Annotated in this window: 23 protein-coding genes; 10 read left to right on the top strand and 13 right to left on the bottom strand. The window is 31.0% G+C overall.

Annotated elements, in window-relative coordinates; genetic code table 11:
- Positions 1-12: 12 nt before the first annotated feature.
- Positions 13-2,838: an excinuclease ABC subunit UvrA gene (gene uvrA / locus L8V79_RS02300; RefSeq protein ID WP_263702343.1), complete on the top strand. Its 2,826-nt coding sequence runs from the start codon at positions 13-15 to the stop codon at positions 2,836-2,838.
- An 18-nt stretch (positions 2,839-2,856) separates the two neighbouring features.
- Here the strand turns inward: uvrA and trpB are convergent, their stop codons facing one another.
- Positions 2,857-4,032 (bottom strand): tryptophan synthase subunit beta, encoded by a 1,176-nt coding sequence (gene trpB / locus L8V79_RS02305; protein ID WP_263702344.1) that lies wholly within the window; start codon positions 4,030-4,032, stop codon positions 2,857-2,859.
- 275 nt (positions 4,033-4,307) lie between these two features.
- Between trpB and L8V79_RS02310 the strand changes: the two genes are divergently transcribed.
- A complete protein-coding gene (locus L8V79_RS02310; RefSeq protein ID WP_263702345.1) occupies positions 4,308-4,751 on the top strand; it encodes a YqaA family protein in 444 nt (147 codons plus the stop codon).
- On the opposite strand, the gene L8V79_RS02315 is transcribed toward L8V79_RS02310, so the two are convergent.
- Entirely contained in the window at positions 4,707-5,711 is a 1,005-nt protein-coding gene (locus L8V79_RS02315; RefSeq protein ID WP_263702371.1) for a nucleoside hydrolase, read from the bottom strand. The genes L8V79_RS02310 and L8V79_RS02315 overlap by 45 nt on opposite strands.
- On the bottom strand, positions 5,711-7,063 hold the full coding sequence (locus tag L8V79_RS02320) for an MFS transporter (RefSeq protein WP_263702346.1): 1,353 nt from the start codon (positions 7,061-7,063) through the stop codon (positions 5,711-5,713). The genes L8V79_RS02315 and L8V79_RS02320 overlap by 1 nt, the downstream gene beginning before the upstream one ends.
- 132 nt (positions 7,064-7,195) lie before the next feature.
- On the opposite strand from L8V79_RS02320, the gene polA reads away from it, so the two are divergent.
- The 3 genes from polA to motB are packed head-to-tail and all read left to right on the top strand — an operon-like array spanning position 7,196 to position 11,371.
- On the top strand, positions 7,196-9,829 hold the full coding sequence (gene polA / locus L8V79_RS02325; protein ID WP_263702347.1) for a DNA polymerase I: 2,634 nt from the start codon (positions 7,196-7,198) through the stop codon (positions 9,827-9,829).
- Between the two features lie 17 nt (positions 9,830-9,846).
- Positions 9,847-10,620, top strand: coding sequence for a flagellar motor stator protein MotA (motA, locus tag L8V79_RS02330; RefSeq protein ID WP_039619177.1), 774 nt, complete (start codon positions 9,847-9,849; stop codon positions 10,618-10,620).
- A gap of 10 nt (positions 10,621-10,630) precedes the next feature.
- Positions 10,631-11,371, top strand: a complete 741-nt coding sequence (gene motB, locus L8V79_RS02335) for a flagellar motor protein MotB (protein ID WP_263679464.1) — start codon at positions 10,631-10,633, stop codon at positions 11,369-11,371.
- An 8-nt stretch (positions 11,372-11,379) separates the two neighbouring features.
- On the opposite strand, the gene L8V79_RS02340 is transcribed toward motB, so the two are convergent.
- The 6 genes from L8V79_RS02340 to L8V79_RS02365 form a co-directional block, all read right to left on the bottom strand.
- The gene (locus L8V79_RS02340) at positions 11,380-12,363 is read right to left on the bottom strand and encodes a beta-ketoacyl-ACP synthase III (protein ID WP_263702348.1); all 984 of its coding nucleotides are present in this window, start codon (positions 12,361-12,363) and stop codon (positions 11,380-11,382) included.
- Positions 12,350-13,339, bottom strand: a complete 990-nt coding sequence (gene plsX / locus L8V79_RS02345; protein WP_263663938.1) for a phosphate acyltransferase PlsX — start codon at positions 13,337-13,339, stop codon at positions 12,350-12,352. The genes L8V79_RS02340 and plsX overlap by 14 nt, the downstream gene beginning before the upstream one ends.
- Before the next feature lie 5 nt (positions 13,340-13,344).
- Positions 13,345-13,491 (bottom strand): 50S ribosomal protein L32, encoded by a 147-nt coding sequence (gene rpmF / locus L8V79_RS02350; protein ID WP_012662034.1) that lies wholly within the window; start codon positions 13,489-13,491, stop codon positions 13,345-13,347.
- Positions 13,492-13,505: 14 nt separating this feature from the next.
- Complete coding sequence (locus tag L8V79_RS02355; RefSeq protein WP_173786823.1) at positions 13,506-13,859, bottom strand: hypothetical protein; 354 nt, start codon at positions 13,857-13,859, stop codon at positions 13,506-13,508.
- The gene (gene ndk, locus L8V79_RS02360) at positions 13,859-14,272 is read right to left on the bottom strand and encodes a nucleoside-diphosphate kinase (RefSeq protein ID WP_173786824.1); all 414 of its coding nucleotides are present in this window, start codon (positions 14,270-14,272) and stop codon (positions 13,859-13,861) included. The genes L8V79_RS02355 and ndk overlap by 1 nt, the downstream gene beginning before the upstream one ends.
- 140 nt (positions 14,273-14,412) lie before the next feature.
- Positions 14,413-14,697 carry a DUF362 domain-containing protein gene (locus L8V79_RS02365; RefSeq protein WP_173786825.1) on the bottom strand — a complete coding sequence of 95 codons (285 nt, stop codon included), beginning with the start codon at positions 14,695-14,697 and terminating at the stop codon, positions 14,413-14,415.
- Between the two features lie 184 nt (positions 14,698-14,881).
- Here L8V79_RS02365 and L8V79_RS02370 point away from each other — a divergent pair, with 184 nt between their 5' ends.
- On the top strand, positions 14,882-15,478 hold the full coding sequence (locus L8V79_RS02370) for a peroxiredoxin (protein WP_087699604.1): 597 nt from the start codon (positions 14,882-14,884) through the stop codon (positions 15,476-15,478).
- 171 nt (positions 15,479-15,649) lie between these two features.
- Positions 15,650-16,726, top strand: coding sequence for a flagellar biosynthesis protein FlhB (flhB, locus tag L8V79_RS02375; protein ID WP_039628948.1), 1,077 nt, complete (start codon positions 15,650-15,652; stop codon positions 16,724-16,726).
- Here flhB and L8V79_RS02380 read toward each other — a convergent pair.
- On the bottom strand, positions 16,718-17,497 hold the full coding sequence (locus tag L8V79_RS02380) for a sulfite exporter TauE/SafE family protein (protein WP_263702349.1): 780 nt from the start codon (positions 17,495-17,497) through the stop codon (positions 16,718-16,720). The genes flhB and L8V79_RS02380 overlap by 9 nt on opposite strands.
- Positions 17,498-17,608: 111 nt before the next feature.
- Between L8V79_RS02380 and L8V79_RS02385 the strand changes: the two genes are divergently transcribed.
- Genes L8V79_RS02385 through L8V79_RS02395 form a run of 3 tightly spaced genes read left to right on the top strand, consistent with a single transcriptional unit; the run spans position 17,609 to position 20,092 of the window.
- Positions 17,609-18,745: an N-acetyl sugar amidotransferase gene (locus L8V79_RS02385; RefSeq protein ID WP_263702350.1), complete on the top strand. Its 1,137-nt coding sequence runs from the start codon at positions 17,609-17,611 to the stop codon at positions 18,743-18,745.
- Positions 18,742-19,353, top strand: coding sequence for an imidazole glycerol phosphate synthase subunit HisH (gene hisH / locus L8V79_RS02390; protein WP_263702351.1), 612 nt, complete (start codon positions 18,742-18,744; stop codon positions 19,351-19,353). Before L8V79_RS02385 ends, hisH begins: the two co-directional genes overlap by 4 nt.
- 1 nt (position 19,354) lies before the next feature.
- On the top strand, positions 19,355-20,092 hold the full coding sequence (locus L8V79_RS02395) for a HisA/HisF-related TIM barrel protein (RefSeq protein WP_263702352.1): 738 nt from the start codon (positions 19,355-19,357) through the stop codon (positions 20,090-20,092).
- Here L8V79_RS02395 and pseH read toward each other — a convergent pair.
- Genes pseH through L8V79_RS02410 form a run of 3 tightly spaced genes read right to left on the bottom strand, consistent with a single transcriptional unit; the run spans position 20,060 to position 23,231 of the window.
- A complete protein-coding gene (gene pseH, locus L8V79_RS02400; protein ID WP_263702354.1) occupies positions 20,060-20,524 on the bottom strand; it encodes a UDP-4-amino-4,6-dideoxy-N-acetyl-beta-L-altrosamine N-acetyltransferase in 465 nt (154 codons plus the stop codon). The genes L8V79_RS02395 and pseH overlap by 33 nt on opposite strands.
- Positions 20,521-21,345, bottom strand: a complete 825-nt coding sequence (gene pseG / locus L8V79_RS02405; protein WP_263702356.1) for a UDP-2,4-diacetamido-2,4,6-trideoxy-beta-L-altropyranose hydrolase — start codon at positions 21,343-21,345, stop codon at positions 20,521-20,523. Before pseG ends, pseH begins: the two co-directional genes overlap by 4 nt.
- Complete coding sequence (locus tag L8V79_RS02410; RefSeq protein ID WP_263702358.1) at positions 21,342-23,231, bottom strand: motility associated factor glycosyltransferase family protein; 1,890 nt, start codon at positions 23,229-23,231, stop codon at positions 21,342-21,344. The genes pseG and L8V79_RS02410 overlap by 4 nt, the downstream gene beginning before the upstream one ends.
- Between the last annotated feature and the right edge of the window lie 110 nt (positions 23,232-23,341).

The raw sequence follows: 23,341 nt of genomic DNA on the forward strand, positions 1-23,341 counted from the left end.
AAGAGGATTTTTATGAATAATGACAAAATAAGTATCATTGGTGCTAAAGAGAATAATCTTAAAAATATCAACCTAGAAATTCCTAAAAATAAGCTTATAGTTTTTACAGGACTTAGTGGAAGTGGTAAATCAACTTTAGCTTTTGGTACGCTTTATGCAGAAGGACAACGTCGCTATATTGAAAGTTTAAGTGCTTATGCAAGGCAGTTTTTAGATAAAGTTGGTAAACCAAATGTTGATAAAATAGAAGGTTTAACTCCTGCTATTGCTATTGATCAAAAAACAACTTCTAAAAATCCTCGATCAACTGTTGGGACTATAACTGAAATTTATGATTATCTAAGACTTTTATATGCAAGGATTGGCTCACAACATTGTCATCAATGTGGCCAAAAAATCTCATCTATGAGTGCAGCAGATATCGTAGGTGAAATCTTAAAGCTTCCAAAAGGAGCTAAAATCATCATTTATGCGCCGTTGATTAAAGAAAAAAAAGGAACTTTTGCAGATCTTTTGGAAAATTTAGTCGCAAAAGGTTATGTTAGAGCACAAATTGATGGGGTTTTAACGCGTCTTGATGAGGATATTGAGCTTGCTAAAACCAAAAAACATACAATAAAACTTGTAATAGATAGACTCCAAGTGCAAGATGATATGCTAGCAAGACTTGCAAGCGATATAGAAAAAGGTCTTAGTGAGAGCTTTGGTGAAGTGGAAATTGAAGTTTTAAATAATGAAGAATTAAACATAGCAAAACATTTTCATTATAGTGAGCATAATGCTTGTTTTGATTGTAAAATTTCTTTTCCTTTGCTTGAGCCTTTGAGTTTTTCTTTTAATTCTCCAAAAGGCGCTTGTCCAAGTTGTGATGGTCTTGGTATAAGATATACGCTAGATATGAAAAAACTTATCAATGAGGAATTAAGCTTAGAAGCAGGAGCTATAAAGCTTTTATATGGGTTTAATAAAAGTTATTATTATAAGTTTTTAATGGCCTTTTGTGAGCAAAATGATATCAGGGTAAAAATTCCATATAATGAGTTAAGTGAAGAAGAAAAGCGTCTAGTGCTTTATGGTAATGCTAAGGAAATTAACTTTTTATGGAAAAGACATCGCTTAAGTCGTAAATTTGAAGGTGCTGTTAAATATGCCTATGAAATGTTAAAAGATGAAAAAGATTTAAGCGAGTATATGAGTGAAAAAACTTGCAAAGATTGCAATGGTCATCGTTTAAGAGCTGAAAGTTTAGCTGTAAAAGTAGCTGAGAAAAATTTGGGTGAAATTTTAGATATGAGCATAGAAAATACCACTGCATTTTTTTCAAAAGAAGCTAATTTTGCGTATTTAAGTGAACAAGAAAGATTGATAGCTAAGCCTATTTTTAAAGAAATTAATGAAAGATTGTTTTTTCTTTATGATGTAGGACTTGGGTATTTATCTTTAGGGCGTGATGCAAGAACCATTAGCGGGGGTGAGGCTCAAAGAATTCGTATAGCATCTCAAATTGGTAGTGGTTTAAGTGGAGTGATGTATGTTTTAGATGAGCCTAGCATTGGTTTACATGAACGAGATACAGCAAAACTCATTAAAACTTTAAGAAATCTTCAGCAAAAGGGTAATACTTTAATCGTAGTTGAGCATGATAAAATGACTATAGAAGAGGCAGATTTTATCGTAGATATTGGTCCAAATGCTGGTAAATTTGGTGGTGAGGTTGTATTTAGTGGAACTTATAAAGAATTGTTAAAAAGCAAAAGCCAAACTGCCCTTTATATGAGTGGCAAAAAGCAAATTGCTCATCAAAAAAATAGAGAACAAAAAGATTTTATTAGTTTAAAAGATGTGAGCATTAATAATATTCAAAATTTAAGTGTAGATTTTCCATTACGCAATCTTGTAGCAATTACAGGTGTTTCAGGAAGTGGTAAAAGCTCACTAGTCTTGCAAACTTTACTTCCATTTGCAAAAGAAGAGCTTAACCGCGCTAAAAAAGTTAAAAAACTAAGTGGGGCTAAAATAGAAGGTTTAGAAAAACTTGATAAGGTGATTTATCTTGATCAAAGTCCTATAGGAAGGACTCCACGTTCAAATCCTGCTACTTACACAGGTGCTATGGATGAAATTCGTAATCTTTTTGCAGCTACCAAAGAAGCTAAAATGCGAGGATATAAAGCAGGGCGTTTTTCTTTTAATGTTAAAGGTGGAAGATGTGAAAAGTGTAGTGGAGATGGTGAAATTAAAATAGAAATGCACTTTTTGCCTGATGTGATGGTAACTTGTGATGTTTGTAATGGTAAAAGATATAATGATGCAACTTTAGAGATTAAATATAAAGGTAAAAGCATAGCTGATGTTTTAAATATGAGTATTATTGAAGCAAGCGAGTTTTTTACTTCTGTACCAAAAATAAAACAAAAACTGGATACATTGGTAAAAGTTGGGCTTGGTTATCTTACCTTGGGACAAAATGCAACTACTTTAAGTGGTGGGGAGGCTCAGCGTATTAAACTAGCTAAAGAATTAAGCAGAAGCGATACAGGAAAAACTCTTTATATTTTAGATGAGCCTACAACAGGACTTCATTTTGAAGATGTTAATAAACTTATTTTGGTTTTGCAACATTTAGTCGATCTTGGAAATAGTGTGTTTGTGATAGAGCATAATTTAGATGTGATTAAAAATGCTGATTATATCATCGATATGGGACCTGAGGGTGGAGTTAAAGGTGGTAAGGTTATAGCTAAAGGTAGCGTTGAAGAGCTTGCTAAGAATCATGAAAAAAGTGGTTCTTATACGGGGTATTATCTAAATTTAGAGCTAAAAAGCACAAAAAAATAAATTGGTTGAAGTTATCCTTCAACCATAAATTTCACCTTTTTTATACTCATAAATACTTTGCATATCTTTATCGCCTCTTCCTGAAAGATTTACAACTATCACACTTTTTTTCTTTAAAGCAGGGCAAAGTTTTTCTAGATAAGCTAATGCATGTGAGCTTTCAATAGCGGGTATAATACCTTCTTCTTTACATAATAATTTTAAAGCATTAATACACTCATCATCGCTAATAGCATGATAACTTGCTCTTTTACTTTCTTGTAAATATGCGTGCAAAGGACCTATGCCAGGGTAATCAAGCCCAGCAGAGATGCTAAAAGTATGAGCAATATTGCCTTTATCATCTTGTAAAACCTTAGTTTTCATACCATGGATAATACCTTCTTTACCTTTAGTAAGTGTAGCTGCATGATAAGGTGTATCTTTGCCTAAACCTGCTGCTTCAACGCCTATGAGTTTAACTTTTTCATCTTTTAAAAATGCATGAAAAATTCCAGCAGCATTGCTACCACCTCCAGCTGCTGCTATAATGTAATCTACTTTTTTATTTAATTTTCTAAGTTGCATTTTGCATTCTTTACCTATAATGCTTTGAAAATGCGTAACAATTTGCGGATAAGGATAAGGTCCTACTGCACTTCCTACTACATAAAATACTTCTTTGGTATTTTTAATCCAAAAATTTAAAGCCTCATCCACCGCATCACTTAAAGTTTTACTTCCACTTTCTACCGCATGAACTTTTGCTCCTAAAAGCTCCATTTTATAGACATTTAAGGCTTGTCTTTTTACATCAATAGCTCCCATAAATATCTCACATTCAAGTCCTAAAAGTGCTGCTGCAGTGGCGGTTGCAAGCCCGTGTTGTCCTGCTCCGGTTTCTGCAATAATTTTTTTCTTATTCATTTTCTTTGCCATTAAGGCTTGAGCTATGGCATTGTTGATCTTATGAGCTCCTGTGTGAGTTAAGTCTTCTCTTTTTAAATAAATTTCATGATTATAAAGCTTGCTTAAATTTTTAGCATGGTATAAAGGTGTAGGTCTTCCTACATAATTAACTAAGAGTTCTTTTAATTCTGTGTTAAAATCTTTACCTTTTTTGAGTTTTAAAAAAGCTTTTTCTACTTCATCTAATGCTATTTTTACTTCATTTGGTACAAATTGCCCACCAAATTTTCCATAATATTTTTTCATAGTATTTCCTTAAAATGATTAATAATATAAAATCAAAAATGATCAACTAAAACTAAAAATGTAAAATAAAAAATGATTGAAAATGTAGTAGTAGGCTTAACGCCAAGAAAAAGAAGCTTTGTTAAATGAGTATTCTAAAATTAGTTTAGAAAATTTTTTCCTTTCCATAGTTTTTCCTTTTAAAAAATTGCCAAATGACCTTGCATTCTAAGATAATTATTATTAAAAATTCTTTAAAATGATAGTTTAGAAAATAAATACTAAGAAAATTTGTAATGTTTGATTTTTTATATAATGACATAAGTTATATAGGACTTTTTGTAGTATGTTTTCTCTCTAGCACGCTTTTGCCTATGGCAAGTGAAGCTTTTGTGCTTGCTTTTGTAAAATTAGATTTTAATGCTTATATGGTTTTATTTATAGCAAGTTTGGGGAATACTTTGGGTAGTTTAAGTACTTATGCATTAGCTTATTTTGGAGAGAGTCAAATTTTAGAAAAATATTTTAAAAACTCTTTACGTAAATTAAAAAAAATCAATGCAAACTTTAAAAAATTTGGCTCTTTGTATGCTTTTTTTACTTTTTTACCCATAGTGGGAGATCTTTTTGCGCTAGGACTTGGATTTGCTAAGTATTCTTTTTTAAAAGCAAGTATTTTTATAGCCTTGGGTAAATTAAGCCGTTATGCTTTTGTAATTTTCATAGCAAATTCCATTTAAAAGTCTTGATTTTAAAAGATTTAAAAGTCTAGCATTATCAATATCTTTTAAAACTTTTATAGTGTTTTTTAATTCATGATTTTTCATAGGCATTTTAGCATCTTTAAAACACCTTATCGTGCTTCCTCTAGCAAAAGTACTATCACAAATGACATCTACTAAATACTCATCAAAATTTGCTAAATTAGGATCAAGCATATAAGCAATAGTTAATGCATCGTGTATCCATGTGCCATTTGTGCCTCTTGTTTTGCTTGCAAAATCAATCCAAACTCTTAAAGTCTGTACTAAAAAATCACAAAGAGGATTTTGATTTTCTAAAGCATTTAAATCTTCATGTGTGAGCATAGTTTGCATTGTTGCATTATAAGGAACAAGTGTGATTTTAGCTCTTGAGTTTAAAACTATACTAGCAGCTTCAGGATCAAAACCAAAATTTGTATCTTTGATATGATAAGGCATATCAAAACTTCCACCCATGATAAAAATTTCTTTCACATTTTTATCAAAGTCTTTAAAAAGCTTCATCGCTATGGCTATATTTGTTAAAGGTCCTATAGCGCAAATTGAAATTTCACCTGGGTTTTGCATAATAAGCTCACCCATTTTCATACAAGCATTTGGGCTTATGTTTTCTAAGATTTTTATAGGTTTTATATGATCCCAAAGATGAGTAAGCTTAAACTCTTCTACGCTTTTATCTAGCCTTTGTCTCCAAAAATGACTATCTTCACATAAAGCCTCATGGGCACCTAAATACAAAGGTATATCTAGATCAAGCTTGTTTAATAAATCTTTAGCAACGCTATAAGCGGTTAAAGCTTGTACATTACCACTTAAAGTGCTAATCATCTCAAGTTTGATTTCTTTGGAGGCTAAAATAAGTCCAAGGGCTAAACCATCATCGGTATTAGCCCCTGCTATTCCATTGCCTATATCAGTATCTAAAATAAGGCGTATCATATCGCATCTTCTATTAAATTTAAATCTCTACCTCTAGTTTCTGGTGCAAAGAAAGTAGTGATAAAACCAATTCCTGCGGTGATAACAAAATACAAGGCTATTGGCCACCAAGTGCCATAATAAGCAAGCAAAGCTGAAGCTATCATGGGAGCAGTTCCTCCTGAAAGTATAGAGCCAAATTCTTTTGCTAGTGCCATTTTAGTATAGCGATTTTTTGCTCCAAAAAGCTCCACACCCCACGCAGCTTGCACGCCAAAAATTCCTAAAGATGCCAAAGACATACCTACGATGATAGTTAAAATCACGATAATTTCATTTTTACTATCAAGTAACATAAAAGCAGGGAAGGCATAAAGCATTAAAAGTAAGCAAAAGGTTCTATAGGTAATGCGTCTTCCAAATTTATCACTTAAATATCCTGCTAAAGGTATAACTAAAAATCCCACCAAAGAAGCGATAACAACAGCAGTTGTGGCTACTGATTTATCAAGAAGTAAAATTTTAGTTACATAGCCTACTATAAAGCCTTGTGCAAGATAAGATGGCCCATTTTCTCCTATCCTTATACCCACCATAGTCCAAAATGCGCGACTTTTTTGCCAAAAAGTTCTTTCATCTTTTTTCATATGTACTTCATTTTCATGACGAATTTTTAGCATTAATTCTTTTTGTTTTTCAAAAACAGGAGTTTCTTTTACATTTAAACGCATATAAACAGCAAAAAGTGCTATGAAGATACTTCCTATAAAAGGAATTCTCCATCCCCATTCTTTAAAACTATCATCATCCATGCTTGTAACTAAAAGCCATACAAAAGCTGCAAGTAAGGTTCCACTATTTGATCCAAGAGCGATGATAGAAGAGATTAAACCTCTATGCTTACTAGGAGCGTATTCTCCAAGCATGACAGTCCCGCCTGAAAGCTCAGCACCTGCACCAAAGCCTTGCATAAAACGCAAAATAACCAAACATATAGGAGCCCAAATTCCAATTACTGCATAACTTGGTATAAAACCAATTAAAGTAGTTGAAATGCCCATTAATGCAATGGTACTCATCAATACATTTTTTCTTCCGTATTTATCTCCTAAATATCCAAAAAACAAAGCTCCAATAGGTCTAGCAATAAAACCTATACCATAAGTAACAAAACTAAGCAATAATGCTATAACAGGAGTTTGCTCAGGAAAGAAAACTTCTGAAAAAACAGTAGCTGCAGCTAGGCCATAAAGTGCAAAATCTGCATATTCCATGGCAGTTCCTAGCCAACATGAAAACACAGCCTTTTTAAAAGCCTTTTTTCCTTGTGGAGTTTGAAAATTTTCATCCGCGATTGATTTTGTTTGCAAGATTAAACCTTTATTTGAAATTTCAAAATGATAATTTTATCTAAAATGCTTAAAATGGAAATTTAATACTTTTTACCGACTTTTAAATAATTTTGGGCGATAATTATTATTATTTTTTAATATAGGAAAAAAATGAAAACTTTAACCATAATTGATACTTTTGGCTTTTTCTTTAGGCTTTTTTATGCTTTAAAGGGTTTGAAAAATTCAAAAGGCGAACCTAGTAATATGATAAGCGGTTTTGCTAATTTTATTTATAGTTTGAAAAATGATCATCCTAGTGATATGATTATTTTTGCTCTTGATAGTAAAGGAAAAACTTTTAGAAGTGAAATTGATCCAAATTATAAAATCAACCGCACTCCACCTCCACCTGATTTATTAGCTCAAATTCCAATTTGCATTCAAATGATAGAAAAAATGGGTTTTTCAAGTTTTTCTTGCGAAGGATATGAGGCTGATGATATCATCGCATCTTTAGTTAAAGAATGTGAAAATAAGGATATTTTTATAAGAATTATCACTCAAGATAAAGATTTGTATCAACTTATAAAAGATGATAAAGTTAGTATTTATAGTCCTATTTCAAAAAATGATTATAATGAAGCAGGGTGTTTAGAAAAATATGGGGTAAAACCTAGCCAAATAAGAGATTTTTTAGCTCTATGTGGAGATAGCTCAGATAATATCCCAGGTGTAAAAGGAATTGGTGCTAAGGGAGCTAAAAATTTACTTGATGAGTTTGAAAGCATTGAGGGAATTTATGAAAACTTAACACTAGTGCGTAATGAAAGAAGTCGTAATTTGTTGCTTGAGGGCAAAGAAAATGCCTTTTTGAGTAAAAAACTTGCTTCTTTGTATGAGGATTTAGATGTAAAAGATATGCTTTTAAATTGTGAGTATCCAAAAGATGAGCCTTTGCTTAAGGTTATGGATATTTTGGAGCATTATGAATTAAATGCTTTGTTAAAAAAACTACGCACTAATCCTACTAATAAAGATAAAAATTTAGGATTTAATGCAAGATTAATTTTAGATGAAAAAGAATTATTTGAAATTTTAGAAAAAATTGATGATCAAAGCATTGTTGCTTTTGACACTGAAACTACGGGCTTAGATACCAAAGAAGCTAAGATAGTAGGGTTTAGTTTTTGTTTTCATGAAAGTGAAGCCTTTTATGTGCCACTTGCGCATGATTATTTAGGAGTTTGTAAGCAAATTTCTATGCAAGTGGCTAAAAAGGGTATAGAGAAAATCTATCAAAGCACGGTTATAGGTCATAATCTTAAATATGATTTTGAGATTATAAAAAACAATTTTAATTTACTTCCTCCAAAAAACTATGCTGATACTATGATACTTGCATGGCTTAAAGAGCCAAGTTTGCGTGTAAATATGGATGATTTGGCAAAAAGATTGTTTGATTATGAGACTTTGCATTTTGAAGACTTGGTAAAAAAAGGAGAAAGCTTTGCAGGAGTGGATGTAGAAAAAGCTTGTAAATATGCTGCTGAAGATGCTTATATTACTTTAAGATTTTATTTGTATTTTTTAAAAAATTTAGAAAAGCCTTTGTTTGAGCTTGCGCAAAAAAGTGAGTTTGAATTTATCAAAGTGCTTATTATGATGGAAAATAATGGCATTAAACTTGACATTCAAAAGCTTGAAAACTTAATGCAAAGTTTTAATCAAGATATAAAAATACTTAGTGAAAAAATATATGATTTAGCGGGTGAAAAATTTAATATTAATTCTCCTAAACAAGTAGGGGATATTTTATTTGAAAAACTAAAGCTACCAAGTGGTAAAAAAAGCAAAACAGGGTATTCTACCGATGAAAAGGTTTTAAATGTTATTTTAGATGAACATCCGATTGTGAGAGAAATTTTAGCTTATAGAGAGCTTGCTAAATTAGTTTCCACTTATTGTGAACCTTTGTTGAAATTAGCTAAAAAAGATGAAAACTCAAGAATTTATTCAAGCTTTTTACAAACAGGAACAGCCACGGGACGCCTTTCATCAAAAGATCCAAATTTGCAAAATATCCCTGCGCATGGTCAATATGCTAAAGATTATAAATCTTGTTTTGTAGCAAAAGAAGGGTTTAGTTTTATCTCGCTTGATTATTCACAAATTGAGCTTAGAATGCTAGCGCATTTTAGTGAAGATGAGAAATTATTAGAAGCATTTTCAAACAATGAGGATATTCATGCAAAAACTGCTATTATGATTTTTAACCGTAGTGATTATGAGACAAGAAGTATTGCTAAAAGCATAAATTTTGGTCTTATTTATGGTATGGGTTATAAGACTTTGAGTCAAAATTTAAAAATAGAAGCAAAGTTAGCTAAAGAATATATTGAAAAATATTTTGAGAATTTTACTAGCATTAAAACTTATTTTGAAAAGGTAAAAAATGAAGCTAAGCAAAATGGTTTTATAAAGACTTTGCTAGGTCGTAAGCGTTATTTTGACTTTGAAAATGCAAAGCCTATGTATGTGGCAATGTATGAAAGAGAGAGTATTAACTCTACACTTCAAGGCTCTGCTGCCGATATAATAAAACTTGCAATGATAGAAATTGCAAAAGATTTAGATGAGAACAAACGCTTGATTTTACAAATCCATGATGAGCTTATTTTTGAAGTAAAAGATGAACTTTGTGAGGAATTTGCAAAAAATGCTAGTGATATTATGGAAAATATTGTAAAATTAAAAGTTAAATTAAAAACTTCATCAAGTATTGCCAAAAATTGGGGGCATTAAAATAAGGAGAATAACTAATGGATCTTTCAACCATACTTGGGATGGTATTAGCTGTTGTTAGTATTTCTGTAGGGGATATTTTAGAGGGTGGTAACCCTTTGCATGTTTTGCACTTAAGTTCATTTTTGATCGTGGTTCCAACTGCAGCATTTTGTGCAATGACAGCAACTCATAAAAAATTTGTTAAAGCAGCTTATAAAGAATTAAAACTTGCCTTTAAAGGTGCAGGGGTAAATTTAAGTCAGAGAATAGCTGAGCTTGTAGAATACTCTATCATAGCAAGAAGAGATGGACTTTTGGCTTTAGAGTCAAAAACTAATGAAATTGATAATGAGTTTTTAAAAGAAACCATGATGATGATGGTTGATGGTAAGAGTGTGGAAGAGATTAAAGAAAGCATGGAAATCCAAATAGAAGAAATGGAAGAATATTACAAAGAAACGGCAGAATACTGGATCCGTTTTGGTGAGACTTGTCCTACTATGGGACTTGTTGGTGCGGTTATGGGGCTTATGCTTGCGTTACAACTTTTAGATGATCCTCAAGCTATGGCAGCAGGTATTGCAGGGGCATTTACTGCAACGGTAACTGGGATTTTTGGTGCTTATGCTTTATTTGGTCCTTGGGGACATAAAATTAAAGCTAATGCTCATGAGCTAATCAAAGAAAGGATAGTTATCTCGCATGCTATAGTAAGTATTGCAGAGGGAGCTAACCCTAGAGATTTAGAGGCTAAATTGTTTAATTACCTTGGACAAGGTGAGCCTAGAATTTCTCAATTTGATAAGTAAGAGTTAAAAAATGGGAAAAAAACATAAATGTCCAGAATGTCCAGCAGGTGAAAAATGGGCTGTGCCTTATGCAGACTTTTTAAGTTTGCTTTTGGCGCTTTTTATTGCTCTTTGGGCGATTTCTGAAAGTAACCCCGCTAAAACTGAGGCTTTAAAAACTGAATTTGTTAAAATTTTTGAATTTACTGCTTCAAATCCTTTAGAAAAAGAAAGTGAAGTGCATAATAAATACAGTGCACCATCTAATGCAAATGTTGAAGAGCTTGAAAAGCTTAAAAAATTAAGTATCACCCAACAAGAAAATATAGAAAAATTAAAAGCAGCATTAGATCAAAGAGAAAATAATATCGTTTTAAATTTGCCTGCAAGGGTTGAATTTGCTAGGGGTAGTACACAAATTGATTCAGCTGATGTGCAAGATTTTCTAAAACGTATTAGCGAAGTTTTAAAAAGAATGCCAAAACAAGCTCAAATAGAACTTAGAGGTTATACTGATGCAAGTGATAAAGATCCTAAAAGAAATTTTGATTTAGCAAGTAAAAGAGCTCAAGTTGTGGCTGATTATTTAATTGCTAGAGGAATTAATCCAGCTCAACTTATAGTGGTTAGTTTTGGTGAAAATTATCCTTTGAGTGCAAACAAAGAAGATGAAATAAACAATAGAGTTGAATTTTATATCCGCGTAGATTCTTCAGATAATCAAACTAGAAAGTCAGTGTTAGATCAAATTGGAGCTTTTAATAACAAATAAGTTTTTACTTATTTGTTATTTTCTCCACCAAAACGAAGTAATGCTGAACCCCAAGTGAAACCACCACCAAAAGCATCAAGCAATATTAAAGAACCTTGTTTTAAACGACCTTGTTCGTAAGCATCATTCATTGCCATAGGAATTGAAGCGGCTGAGGTATTGCCATATTTTTGAACAGTAACTACACATTGTTCATCTGTAAAATTTAATTTTTCTTGTACGGCCTTGATAATTCTTAAATTAGCTTGATGAGGTATAAAAAGATCAATTTCTTCGCTTTTTATATCGTTTTTTGCAAGAATTTCAATAACATCATTACTTAGGGTATTCACTGCGATTTTAAATACTTCATTTCCTTTCATTTGCATGGAAAGTGGAGAGCAGATACTACTTTTTTGAGCTCTTTGAGTCATTAATAAATCTCCGAATTCCCCATCACTTGCAGTATGAGTATCTATAATAGGAAAATTATCATCTAATGACACAACTCCAGCCCCAGCTCCATCACCAAATAGCACGCAAATGCTTCTATCAGTATAATCCATAATAGAACTAATTTTTTCAGCTCCTATGATTAATACATTTTTTTTAGCACTACTTTCAACCATAGATTTTGCAAGCTCTAAAAGATAAATAAATCCTGAGCATGCGGCAGAAATATCAAAAGCGGTGATATTTTTTAAGCCCAAATTATGAGCGATTTTACATGCAGTTGATGGCATGGTAAAATAATCAGGACTTAAAGTAGCTACGATGATCGCATCTATATCTTGAGGATTTAAATTAGCTCTTTGTATGGCTTTAATAGCTGCTTTAGTACCAAGATCGCTTGTATTCTCATCATCATTTGCTATGTGTCTTTGTTCTATACCAGTTCTTCTTAATATCCATTCATTACTAGTTTGAACCATTTTTTCTAAGTCAAAATTACTCAGAGTTTTTGTAGGGATATAAGAAGCTATACTTTTTAAGGAAGCTTTAGTTGATTTCATAATTAGAAAGTTCTTTTTCTATAGTTTGATTTATATTTGATTGTGTGAAATTTAATGCTTGAAAAATAGCATTTTTTATAGCTTTTGGACCACTTTTTCCATGACTTATAATGACACATTCTTTTACACCCAAAAGCGGAGCTCCACCGTATTCTTCATAGTCAATATGAGTTTTTAGTTCATTAAAAGCTGGTTTTGCTAAAAGATAGCCTAGTTTTGCTAAAAAAGATTTTTGAATTTCTTGTTTTAGAAGCTTTGTAATAACACTTGCTACACCTTCGCCGGTTTTAAGTAAAATATTCCCATTAAATCCATCACATACTAATACATCTATAGTGCCATTAAAGATATCTCTACCTTCGGCATTTCCGACAAAATTTGGAAGTTGCTTTAAGAGTTGATGAGTTTCTTTGGTAAGCTCATTTCCCTTACATTCTTCTTCGCCATTTGATAGTAAAGCAACTCTAGGTTTGGCAATTTTTAAAATCTCTTTAGCATAGGCTTCACCCATAATAGCAAATTGAAATAAATGCTCACTTTTACAATCAACATTTGCTCCAACATCTAGTACAAGTGTTCTTGAATGGATATTTGGCATTAAAGTAGCAATTGCAGGTCTAGCAATATTTGCTAATCTTCCAAGCCTTAATGTAGCTAAACTCATAGTAGCTCCACTATGCCCAGCAGAAACAACAGCTTTTGCTTTTTGATTTCTTACTAAATCAATGGCTTTGTAAATAGTACTATCTTTTCTTTTTAGTGCATCTGTGGAATTTTCATCCATAGCAAACACATCAAAAGCTTCTTCGTATTCTATGTATGAGTTTAATTCTTGAGGAATCAAGGTTTTTAGTTTTTGAGGATCCCCTACCAAGATAGCTTTAAATTCACGCTCTTTTAAAGCCTGAATCACACCTTCTATAATAGGTTTTTCCCCAAAATCACCACCCATTGCATCAATAGCAATGCTTGTCATCGTTATTAATATTCCTTGGTTACTGGATTTACACGGTGAGGCATTTTATAGCTACCATCTTTGTCTTTTATAGGCATAGGTAAGGTAACTTTATAATGAGTTCTGCGTTTTGCTGCACGAGTTTTACTCACTCTTCTCTTAGGTACTGCCATTTTTTACTCCTTTATTAATTTAAACATTTATTACAATAAAAATAATCACTTAAATAAGATTGTAATTCACTTGTGGCAAGTTCTATTAAATCTATATGAGAGTCAAAAAACTCCATAGTATCACTTAAAGTATTATTTTCATCTTTAAAAATTCCATCGCTTGCAAAAAGCTCTATATTTTGATCGATTTCAAGCTCCATTTCATCGCCACATCGATCACAGTTTCTATAAGTAAATCCTTTGAAATTAGCTTTTATTTTTGCTAATTTTGGATTAACTTTTGTAATAGTTCCTTCAAAAACTATATTATCAAGATCTAGCTTAAAAGGATAAGCCACAGAGCTAAGTTTTGCAAAGGCAATTTTCATTATAAAATTTCAGTTTTTGAAAAGAAAAATTCTATTTCAATTTTTGCATTTTCTAAGCTATCACTTCCATGAACTGCATTTGCATCAATACTATCTGCAAAATCTGCTCTAATAGTACCAGGAGCTGCTTCTTTTGGATTTGTAGCACCCATTAATTCTCTGTTTTTTAATACTGCATTTTCGCCTTCTAAAACAGAAACCACAACCGGACCGCTGATCATAAATTCAACTAAATCTTTAAAAAAAGGTCTGTCTTTGTGTACAGCATAAAATTCTTGCGCTTCTTTTTCTGAAAGCTGTATTTTTTTTGTTGCTGCTATTCTTAGACCATTGTTTTCAAAGCGTGTTAAAATTTGACCAATAACACCTTTTTTTACTGCATCAGGTTTAATAATAGAAAGTGTTTTTTCCAAAATCGTCCCCTTAATTTAAATAAGTTTTATATTTATAAAAGAGCTAATTATACCAAAAAATGCTTTAAATTTATATAAAAGTTTAGAATTATTGAAGGGTTTGTAAGTAACTTGAAATCAAGATACTTACATTAAATTTATTAAGCAAATACTGGAGTTGAACCGTCTCTTAAATCACTACCGATGTTATCACGACTTGGTTGACCACCTACTACATCACTCCATACAATACAGCCATCAGTTGGGCAAGCACTTGCACAGGCTGGTTGATCATTGTGTCCTACACACTCAACACATTTATCTGCATAAACATAATATCTGTCTTCACCCTCAGGATTATTTGCATCATCTACGATCGCACTTACTGGGCATTCATCTATACAAGAACCACATGCTATACAAATATCAGTAATTTTAACTGCCATTTTTTACTCCTTAATATTAATGTTGAATGCAAGATTATCAAAATTGTGTTAATTTTATTCTTAAAATCTATTAATTTTGATAATAAAATTAAATTATGGATAATTTTACACAATTAATAAATTTTTAAATTTACAAATGATATTATTTTGTTACAAATAAAATTTATTAATTAGGAGATAAAAAATGATAGTTACTAAAAAAGCTATTGATTTTACAGCACCAGCTGTATTAGGAAATAACCAAATAGTTGAAGATTTTAATCTTTATAAAAATATAGGACCAAAAGGCGCGGTAGTATTTTTCTATCCAAAAGACTTTACTTTTGTTTGCCCGTCTGAAATCATTGCTTTTGATAAAAGATATCAAGATTTTAAAGATAGAGGTATTGAAGTAATCGGCGTATCTTGCGATAATGAATTTTCTCACTTTGCATGGAAAAATATGCCAGTAAATCAAGGTGGTATAGGTCAAGTTAAATTTCCTTTAGTAGCTGATTTAACTAAACAAATTGCTAGAAATTTTGATGTTTTATTTGAAGAGGCAGTTGCTTTAAGAGGTTCTTTCTTACTTGATGCTGATGGAACAATTCGTCATGCAGTGATCAATGACTTACCACTTGGAAGAAACATTGATGAGATGATTAGAATGGTTGATACTATGTTATTTACTAATGAACATGGTGAAGTTTGCCCAGCTGGCTGGAACAAAGGTGATGAAGGTATGAAAGCTGACCCTAAAGGTGTTGCTGATTATCTAAGTAAAAACGAAGGTAAACTATAAACTAAAAGCCTACTTTGTAGGCTTTTAATATTTTATTTATTCTACTCATTTATTTTTATACTTAATACTTTTAAAATTTAAAATCAAAATTTTTAACAAATAAAATAGTTTAAATTTGTTGATACTTGGATTAAATGCTATAATTTTGCTTTAAAAATTTAAAGGTTTTTTATGGCTGCTGATGATCAAGAAAAAACAGAAGAACCCACATCCAAGAAAATAGAAGATGCTCGTAAAGAGGGTAATGTTCCAAAAAGCCAAGATGCATCTGCTGTGGCTGTACTTGTTATAGCTGTGGTTGTGGTGTTGTTTATGTTGCCTTTTATAGGTGAGAGAATTAGCGGTTTGTATAGGTTTTATCAAAGCTTTATAGGTATAGAACTTGATTTAAAAATCTTGCAAAAAATTATTATAAAAACCATGATAGAAATGTTTATTATGGTTTTACCTATTACTTTAACGATTATGGTTGCAGGCGTGCTTGGGAATTTAATGCAATTTGGTTTTATTTTTACCACCAAGCCTATTACTCCAAATTTTAACAAAATTAACCCTATTAATGGTCTTAAAAATCTTTTTTCTTTGAAAAAAATCATTGAAGCTTTAAAAATTACTCTTAAAGTTGGAGTGGTTTTTGGAATAGCTTTTATTTTTTTATTACAATTTATGAAAGAACTTCCTAGAGTGGAGCTTTATACGATTTATCCACAACTTTTATGGCTTAGGGATAAGGCTATTATACTTGCGGCTATTGTGATTATAGCTTTTTTGATTATTGGGCTTTTAGATGTGCTTTTGGTAAGGTATCAGTACTTTAAAAATTTACGCATGAGCAAACAAGAAATCAAAGATGAATACAAACAAAGCGAAGGAGATCCTTTGGTAAAAGGAAGAATTCGTCGTTTGCAAATGGAAGCAGCAAGACGCAGAATGGTACAAGATGTCGCTAGTGCTGATGTGGTGATTACTAACCCCACTCACTATGCGGTTGCTTTGCGTTATGATAGTTCTAAAGAAGCTGCGCCAAAAGTTTTAGCTAAAGGAGTGGACTTTTTAGCTTTGCGTATAAAAGATATGGCATATGAATATAATGTGATGATTTATGAAAATCCTCCTTTAGCAAGAGAACTTTATAAAGCATGTGAGGTAAATGATCTTATCCCACCAGAGCTTTTTAAAGCAGTGGCGGAAGTTTTAAGCTTTGTCTATACTTCTAACAGACAAAAATTTGCTGATAGATTAAAATAAATTTAGCTTTTTAATCAAGCTTATAATAGTCATAGTTATAGAAAGAGTGTAGATGCCCAAAAGTGCTATGCGGTGGGATTTAAGGTTGATTTTTTCCATGATTTTAATACCAAGATAAACCCCTAGCATAGAACTAAGTCCTACTAAGCTTCCATTTTGCAAGACTTCTTTATCAATGATGTCATTATATACAAAAGAACTAATTCCTGAAATGGAAGCAAAAATCACAAAAAACAAACTAAGTGGCACTACTTTTTTAGTATCATAGCCTAAAAAATAAGCTAAAATAGGGGTGATTAAAAGCCCACCGCCAATCCCTAAAGATATGGCAAAAATTCCTGTAAATACGCCACAAATTAGCAAAATAGAATTTTTCAAGATGTTAGAGTGGTTGATATTTCCAATGGTACTTTTTTGATTAAAAGCAAATTTTAAAAAGAATACAATACTCACGCATAGAAAAATACTTGTTAAGGTTATATCTGAAAAATATGAGAGCAAAATCCCACTAAACATCGCACCTAAAAAGCCTCCAAAGCCTATGATGAGTCCATCTTTTAAGATTAAATTTTTCTTTTTATAGTTTAAATAGGAGCCAAAAATAGAAGCAAAAATCATTTGTACAACAGAAATTGCAACAGCATGGTGAGAGCTAAGCCCTAAAGTAAGCATGAAAGGAACGATAATCATACCACCGCCTATGCCAAAAACCCCTGAAGCTATACCCGAAAAAATCCCTATAATCATATAAGGAAGTAAAGTTAAATCCATAATCTATAAACCTTTAAATAAAAAAATTGTAACAAAATAAAAATTTATTTAGCTTTAGAAAATATAATCATAGTCGATTTATGATGATTATAAATATTTTTTGGAGTTAATATGAAATTTTGTAAAAAATGCGTTATGCCAGATACTAAGCCTGATTTGCATTTTAATGATGAGGGAATTTGTGATGCGTGTTGCTCGCAAGAAGCGAAAAATCACCATATAGACTGGCAAGAGCGTGAAAAAGAATTTCTAGAACTTGTGAAAAAATATAAAAAACACCCCGTGTATGATTGTGTCATAGGAGTAAGTGGTGGTAAGGATTCTACTTTTCAAGTTTTAAAATGTCTTGAGCTTGGGCTTAATCCTTTGTGTGTTTGTTTTGAACCAAGTATCCCTACTAAAATAGGTAAAAAGAATTTAAAAAATTTAAATAATCTTGGTGTTGATTTGATCCATATCAAAAGAAACCCTTTAGTATATAAAAAATTATCCCGTGAAGCTTTTGTAAGAACGGGCGATAATGAATGGCAAAACCATTTGGGAATTTTTACTTGTGTTCCAAAAGTAGCTGTTGCTTTTGACATTCCTTTGATTATTTGGGGGGAAAGTCCGCAGATTGAATATGGTGGGCCAGCTAGTTCTAAAGAAAAAAACACTTTAGGTAGAGAGTGGCTTGAAGAATTTGGCGGACTTTTGGGTAATAGAATTTCTGATATGATTGGAGTTGATGGTATTAGAGAGAAGGATTTATATTTTTACACTTATCCAAGTGATGAAGAGCTTCAAAGAGTAGGAGTTACAGGGTTATTTTTGGGATATTATTTTAAATGGGATTATAAGTATAATTTAAAATTAGCTCAAGAAAATGGTTTTAAAACTAGTACAAAACCAGTTGAAACTACTTATGAGAATTTTGAAAATTTAGATTGTTATTCAAATCATGTGCATGATTATTTAAAATACTGCAAATATGGTTTTGGAAGAGCTACGGATAATGCATGTTTGGATATAAGACTTGGCTATATTAGCCGTGAAGAGGGTGTGAGACTTGTAAATAAATATGATGGAAAGCCACCTAAAAAGGCTATTAAGAAATATTTAGAATTTAGTGGTTTTAGTGAAAAAGAATTTGAAAAAATTGTAGATTCTTTTACTAATAAAAAGATATTTAAACGCGATGAAAATGGTAAATTCTTAAGAGATAGCGATGGATCATTGATAAAAAAAGATGAGTTTATTTTGAAATGATTTGTATTGTTGATTATCATCTTGGAAATTTTAAATCTGTTTTGAAAGCTTTTGAAAAACTTAATCAAGAAGTGATTATAAGTTCTAAAAAAGAAGATATAAAAAATGCTTCTAAATTAGTTTTACCAGGTGTTGGATCTTTTAAGCAAGGTATAGACAATTTAAAAAAACTTACACTAGATGAGCTTTTAAAAGAATGTGTTTTAAAAGATAAAAAACCTATTTTGGGGATTTGTCTTGGTATGCAACTTTTTGCCAGTAAGGGATATGAGGGCGGAGAGTGCGAAGGGCTTGATTTTATAAAAGCAAGAGTTTTGAAATTTGATTTAAGTAAAGAAAAATTATTGCACAGTGGCTGGGATGATTTGCAATTTAGTGACAAAAAAAGCAAGCTTTTTGATGGAATTTTAGAAAAAAGTGATTTTTATTTTGTGCATTCTTATTATGTAGAGTGTTTAGAGAGAGTGGAAACTTCTTTTTGTGAGTATGAAAAACCTTTTTGTGCAAGTTTTGAAAAAGATAATATTTTTGCTGTGCAATTTCACCCTGAAAAAAGCCAAAATATAGGTTTGAAACTTTTGGAAAATTTTGCAAATTTAAAGGTCTAATATGCTTAAAACAAGAATCATACCTTGCGTGTTATTAAAAGATCATCAGCTTGTAAAAAGTATCAATTTTTCTTCTTTTAGAACTATAGGACATGTGGTAAGCACAGCTAGGATATATAATGCTAGAAATGTTGATGAGCTTATAGTTTTGGATATTAATAAAAACGGTGTTATAGATTTTGAAAGCTTAGAAGATATAGCCAATGAATGTTTTATGCCTTTAACTATTGGAGGTGGGATTAGAACTTTAGAAGATATTAGAAAAGTGTTAGATATAGGTGCTGATAAAATTAGTATTAATTCTATGGCTTTGCAAAACCCAGATTTTGTCAAAAATGTGGCAAATACTTTTGGAAGTTCTTGTGTAGTATGCTCGGTTGATGTGAAAAAAGACAAAAATAAATTTAAAGTTTTTAATAATGAAATTTTAGATATTGATCCGCTAGAACTTGCATTAAAATACGAATCTTTGGGAGCAGGGGAGATACTTTTAACAAGTGTTGATAAAGAAGGAAGTTCTTTAGGGTATGATTGGGAATTACTAGAGTATTTCAAAGGTAAATTAAAAATTCCGCTCATTATTAATGGAGGGCTTTCTAAGCCTCAAGATGGGGTAAAAGCTATACAACTTGGTGCAAATGCATTAGCTGGTGCTTTTATATTTCATTTTAGTCAATATACTCCAAATGATGTTAAAAATGAGCTTTTAAAAAATAATATCCCTGTGAGGATTGTTTAAATTTACAAAATAAAAATTATTATCTTCTTTAATAATTTTAAAACCATGTTTTAAATATAAATTTAAAGCTTTTGTGTTTTCTTTGAAAACACAAGCGTTTAAAGTTTGAACTTTTAAAACATTAAAAGCATAGTTTTTAACTTCTTGCATTAAAAGCTCGCCTATACCTTTTTTTATACCATAAAGCCCAAATTCACAAGAAAGTTTAGTGATATTGATAAAATCAATCACGCCTATGATATTTTCATCATCATATACTAAAAAATATTTTTTAGTTATATTTGTTTTTAGGCCAGATAAAAAGCTTAAGTGCTCTTTTAAAGTGATATTTTGTGTTTTCATAAATTTAGCAATACTTTCATCATTACGCCATTTTAAAACAAGCTTAATTTCTTCTTGGTTTAAGTGGATAAAATCTTTTAAAACTATCATATAAAATTCTCCACTTCATAACCTTTTTTAGCAAGCCAAGTTGCAAGTTTTTCTTGATTTTTAGCATAAGCTATGGCTTTAAAATTTGCTTTTAAAATCAAAGCTTCATTGACTAATGAGCTTGCGCTAATGATGAGTTTTTTACTTTCATTCATTAATCTAGCAAGACTAGGATGGTCAATAAGAATTTGTATATTAGGGTTTTTTTGGCTTAATTTTTGAAGCAATTTTAGATGAGAATTTGCTTTTGTGGTAGCTATGATGATAGTTTTATTTTTATTTAGTTTATTTGCTATATCAAAGGAAATGTTTTTTGGATCACTTCCTCCTATGCAGATAAAATAATCATAAATTTTTTCTCTTTTTATCTTACTTTCTTGGTAAAACTCATCGCGTATTAGAGCATAAGAAAAACCACATCTTAACTCACAATACTTTGGCACTAAATTTTCATAATCACTTTCTTTAGCATAAGCATTGACATTAAGTAAAATATCGCAAAAATGTTCTTTTATCTCATCATCAAAGCTAAGAATTTTAACTCCTGTTTCTAATTTTATGAGTTTTTCATCATCTGCAGTGATCTCATAATGATCAATGATTAAAAGATCAAATTTTTCCTTTTTGATGAGATTGATGAGTTCATATATGCTAGCACTTGTTAACTCATACACAGGATAAGGAATTTTATCTATTAAAGAGCCTTTTAGTGGTAAACAAGCAAAAGATACATCTTGGTATTGTTTAGCTAGCAAAAGATCTCTTTTAATGTGTCCGTGTCCTATAGTGCTAGAACTATCGCTTCTAAAAAGAACTTTCATTTGATTTTATGTTCATATCCTCTTTGTATAATGGTTTCTTGTAAAGGAATTATACCTCTATTCAAGGCTTGTTCGTGAGCTTTGATATGAGCGATAATTAACTCAAGCCAGTCAATATGTTCTTTTATCCATAAAAGTGATTTATTATATACATCATCTTCATTGATAGGGTTTAAAACATAAATTTTAGCAAGATTAAATTCAAATTGAGCAAGTAGTGGAGATAATGTTTCATGAAGTTCTTCCATATTTGTTAGATTTTCTATATATAGTTTGATTTCATCGATTTTTTTGATTGCATATTCAATATTTTCCTTGGCGTGAATATTTTGATAGGTCCACTTTAAATTAGATAGATAAGTTTGCATAGTATCGTTTAGAGTATGACAATGTGATATGCTTTTGTTAATCTTAGAGTATGCTTCAATCATTAATTTATTTTGTTTATCAAAATCTGGAGCACACAGTTTTTCAAAAGGCTTTTTTAGTTCTTTTTTTAACAATTTTTCGCATATATATTTAAATGTTTTTTCTGTGGTTCCTTTGATTCTAGCTCCACCCTCGGTACAATTATAAGTGATGACATCATATTGCTTAAAGCGAACAATATCGCTTTCAAAATTTTGACGAAATAGAGTCCAAGCAAAAGAACTTTGGACTTTGCCTTTACCACCATAAGCTTCGCATTCATACTTTCCATAATCTTGTCTATAAGCTTCGTCTTTTATAGGATAAAGATGCCCATCTGAATGTGAATTTCCATTGTTGTTGTATGCTAAATCTTGTCCAATTAGAATAATATTTTTATGGCCAAGATCGAATGCTAAATTTGCGGCCATATTAGCAACACTCCATCCTGTTGCAAGATAGCCATATGAATGTAGTTGCATAAAATGAATAAAATAAGCTCCTGTAGGAAAAACTAATAAATAATTTCTATTGTTCTTATCTAGATACTTTATTGTATTAGGGTGAGTGTATGATTTAAGAACAAAAACTATATCTTCGTCAAATTTTCCAAAATCATTATTGAAAAATTCACTAGTTAAAGCTACTCTTTCTAAAGATAAAACGTAATCTGGTTTGATACTGTGCTTGGCTAAAATAGGATAGGAGCTATCTGCGCAAAAAATGGTAGCTTTACTAGCATATTGTTTTAATAATGGAAGTTGTTTAGAAAGGCTAGGACCAGTGGCGACAATTATAGCAGTATCACTTAAATTTTTTCTTTTTTGTAGAAGCTCTTTATAATCTGGATGAGTTAATATTTTAGGGAGGTTATGTGTAAACTGTTCAATACCTTGAAGAGCATCAAGAGGTAGATTTCCATATTTCAATGTGGCTTTTTTTAAGTATTCTAGCATGTTGTTGTTGACTTTTAATATGTCATCATGATATCTTTCGTAATAATCAGAATGTAGTTCCAAAAAGTATGTTCTTGCAAAATTTAGCATAGGTTGTTGTTTGCACATTGATTCATAATCAATAATCTTTAAGCAGTTTGTATTTGCAATTACAAGTTTAGCTTCTTGGAGTTCCTTGCTAAAATCTATAATACTAAAAGCACTATGGATAATCTCTAAATCTTTTTCAAAAACAATAATGATTTGATGATGAGGATTTTGCAAAAGGGCTTTGTATAAAATTCCGTTTCCAAATCCGTAAAAATACAATACAGGATATAAGCGGTATTTTTCATTGTATATATTAAGCATAGTATTCAATTCTTCTAAAGGATTTTTATAAATAAAAGTATTGTCCTTGGTGTTTAGAAAATTTATATCTAAACTATCATTACCTTGGATAATTTTGTATTTTGTTTTTTTAATGGCTGACAATGTTTGACCTAATTTTGTTTTTATGCTTTTGATATTTTTTTGTAGCATAGCATTTCCTTTTATTGTGTAGAAATTATTTTTATTATACTTTAATTTTAAGAATAAAAAACTTATATTTTATCTATGTAGTAATAGAAAAATTGAGAAACGTAAAAATT

Origin of the sequence: Campylobacter sp. IFREMER_LSEM_CL2194 (genome assembly GCF_025771685.1) — a bacterium.
Taxonomy (GTDB): domain Bacteria; phylum Campylobacterota; class Campylobacteria; order Campylobacterales; family Campylobacteraceae; genus Campylobacter_D.

Bases quoted from the DNA above. Each gene is read 5' to 3' on its own strand.
- L8V79_RS02370 (WP_087699604.1), top strand. From the start codon at position 14,882: ATGATAGTTACTAAAAAAGCTATTGATTTTACAGCACCAGCTGTATTA.
- L8V79_RS02365 (WP_173786825.1), bottom strand. From the start codon at position 14,697: ATGGCAGTTAAAATTACTGATATTTGTATAGCATGTGGTTCTTGTATA.
- flhB (WP_039628948.1), top strand. From the start codon at position 15,650: ATGGCTGCTGATGATCAAGAAAAAACAGAAGAACCCACATCCAAGAAA.
- motB (WP_263679464.1), top strand. From the start codon at position 10,631: ATGGGAAAAAAACATAAATGTCCAGAATGTCCAGCAGGTGAAAAATGG.
- L8V79_RS02340 (WP_263702348.1), bottom strand. From the start codon at position 12,363: ATGAAATCAACTAAAGCTTCCTTAAAAAGTATAGCTTCTTATATCCCT.
- plsX (WP_263663938.1), bottom strand. From the start codon at position 13,339: ATGACAAGCATTGCTATTGATGCAATGGGTGGTGATTTTGGGGAAAAA.
- hisH (WP_263702351.1), top strand. From the start codon at position 18,742: ATGATTTGTATTGTTGATTATCATCTTGGAAATTTTAAATCTGTTTTG.
- L8V79_RS02395 (WP_263702352.1), top strand. From the start codon at position 19,355: ATGCTTAAAACAAGAATCATACCTTGCGTGTTATTAAAAGATCATCAG.
- trpB (WP_263702344.1), bottom strand. From the start codon at position 4,032: ATGAAAAAATATTATGGAAAATTTGGTGGGCAATTTGTACCAAATGAA.
- pseH (WP_263702354.1), bottom strand. From the start codon at position 20,524: ATGATAGTTTTAAAAGATTTTATCCACTTAAACCAAGAAGAAATTAAG.
- motA (WP_039619177.1), top strand. From the start codon at position 9,847: ATGGATCTTTCAACCATACTTGGGATGGTATTAGCTGTTGTTAGTATT.
- uvrA (WP_263702343.1), top strand. From the start codon at position 13: ATGAATAATGACAAAATAAGTATCATTGGTGCTAAAGAGAATAATCTT.
- polA (WP_263702347.1), top strand. From the start codon at position 7,196: ATGAAAACTTTAACCATAATTGATACTTTTGGCTTTTTCTTTAGGCTT.
- L8V79_RS02410 (WP_263702358.1), bottom strand. From the start codon at position 23,231: ATGCTACAAAAAAATATCAAAAGCATAAAAACAAAATTAGGTCAAACA.
- rpmF (WP_012662034.1), bottom strand. From the start codon at position 13,491: ATGGCAGTACCTAAGAGAAGAGTGAGTAAAACTCGTGCAGCAAAACGC.
- L8V79_RS02310 (WP_263702345.1), top strand. From the start codon at position 4,308: ATGTTTGATTTTTTATATAATGACATAAGTTATATAGGACTTTTTGTA.
- L8V79_RS02380 (WP_263702349.1), bottom strand. From the start codon at position 17,497: ATGGATTTAACTTTACTTCCTTATATGATTATAGGGATTTTTTCGGGT.
- pseG (WP_263702356.1), bottom strand. From the start codon at position 21,345: ATGAAAGTTCTTTTTAGAAGCGATAGTTCTAGCACTATAGGACACGGA.
- L8V79_RS02355 (WP_173786823.1), bottom strand. From the start codon at position 13,859: ATGAAAATTGCCTTTGCAAAACTTAGCTCTGTGGCTTATCCTTTTAAG.
- L8V79_RS02385 (WP_263702350.1), top strand. From the start codon at position 17,609: ATGAAATTTTGTAAAAAATGCGTTATGCCAGATACTAAGCCTGATTTG.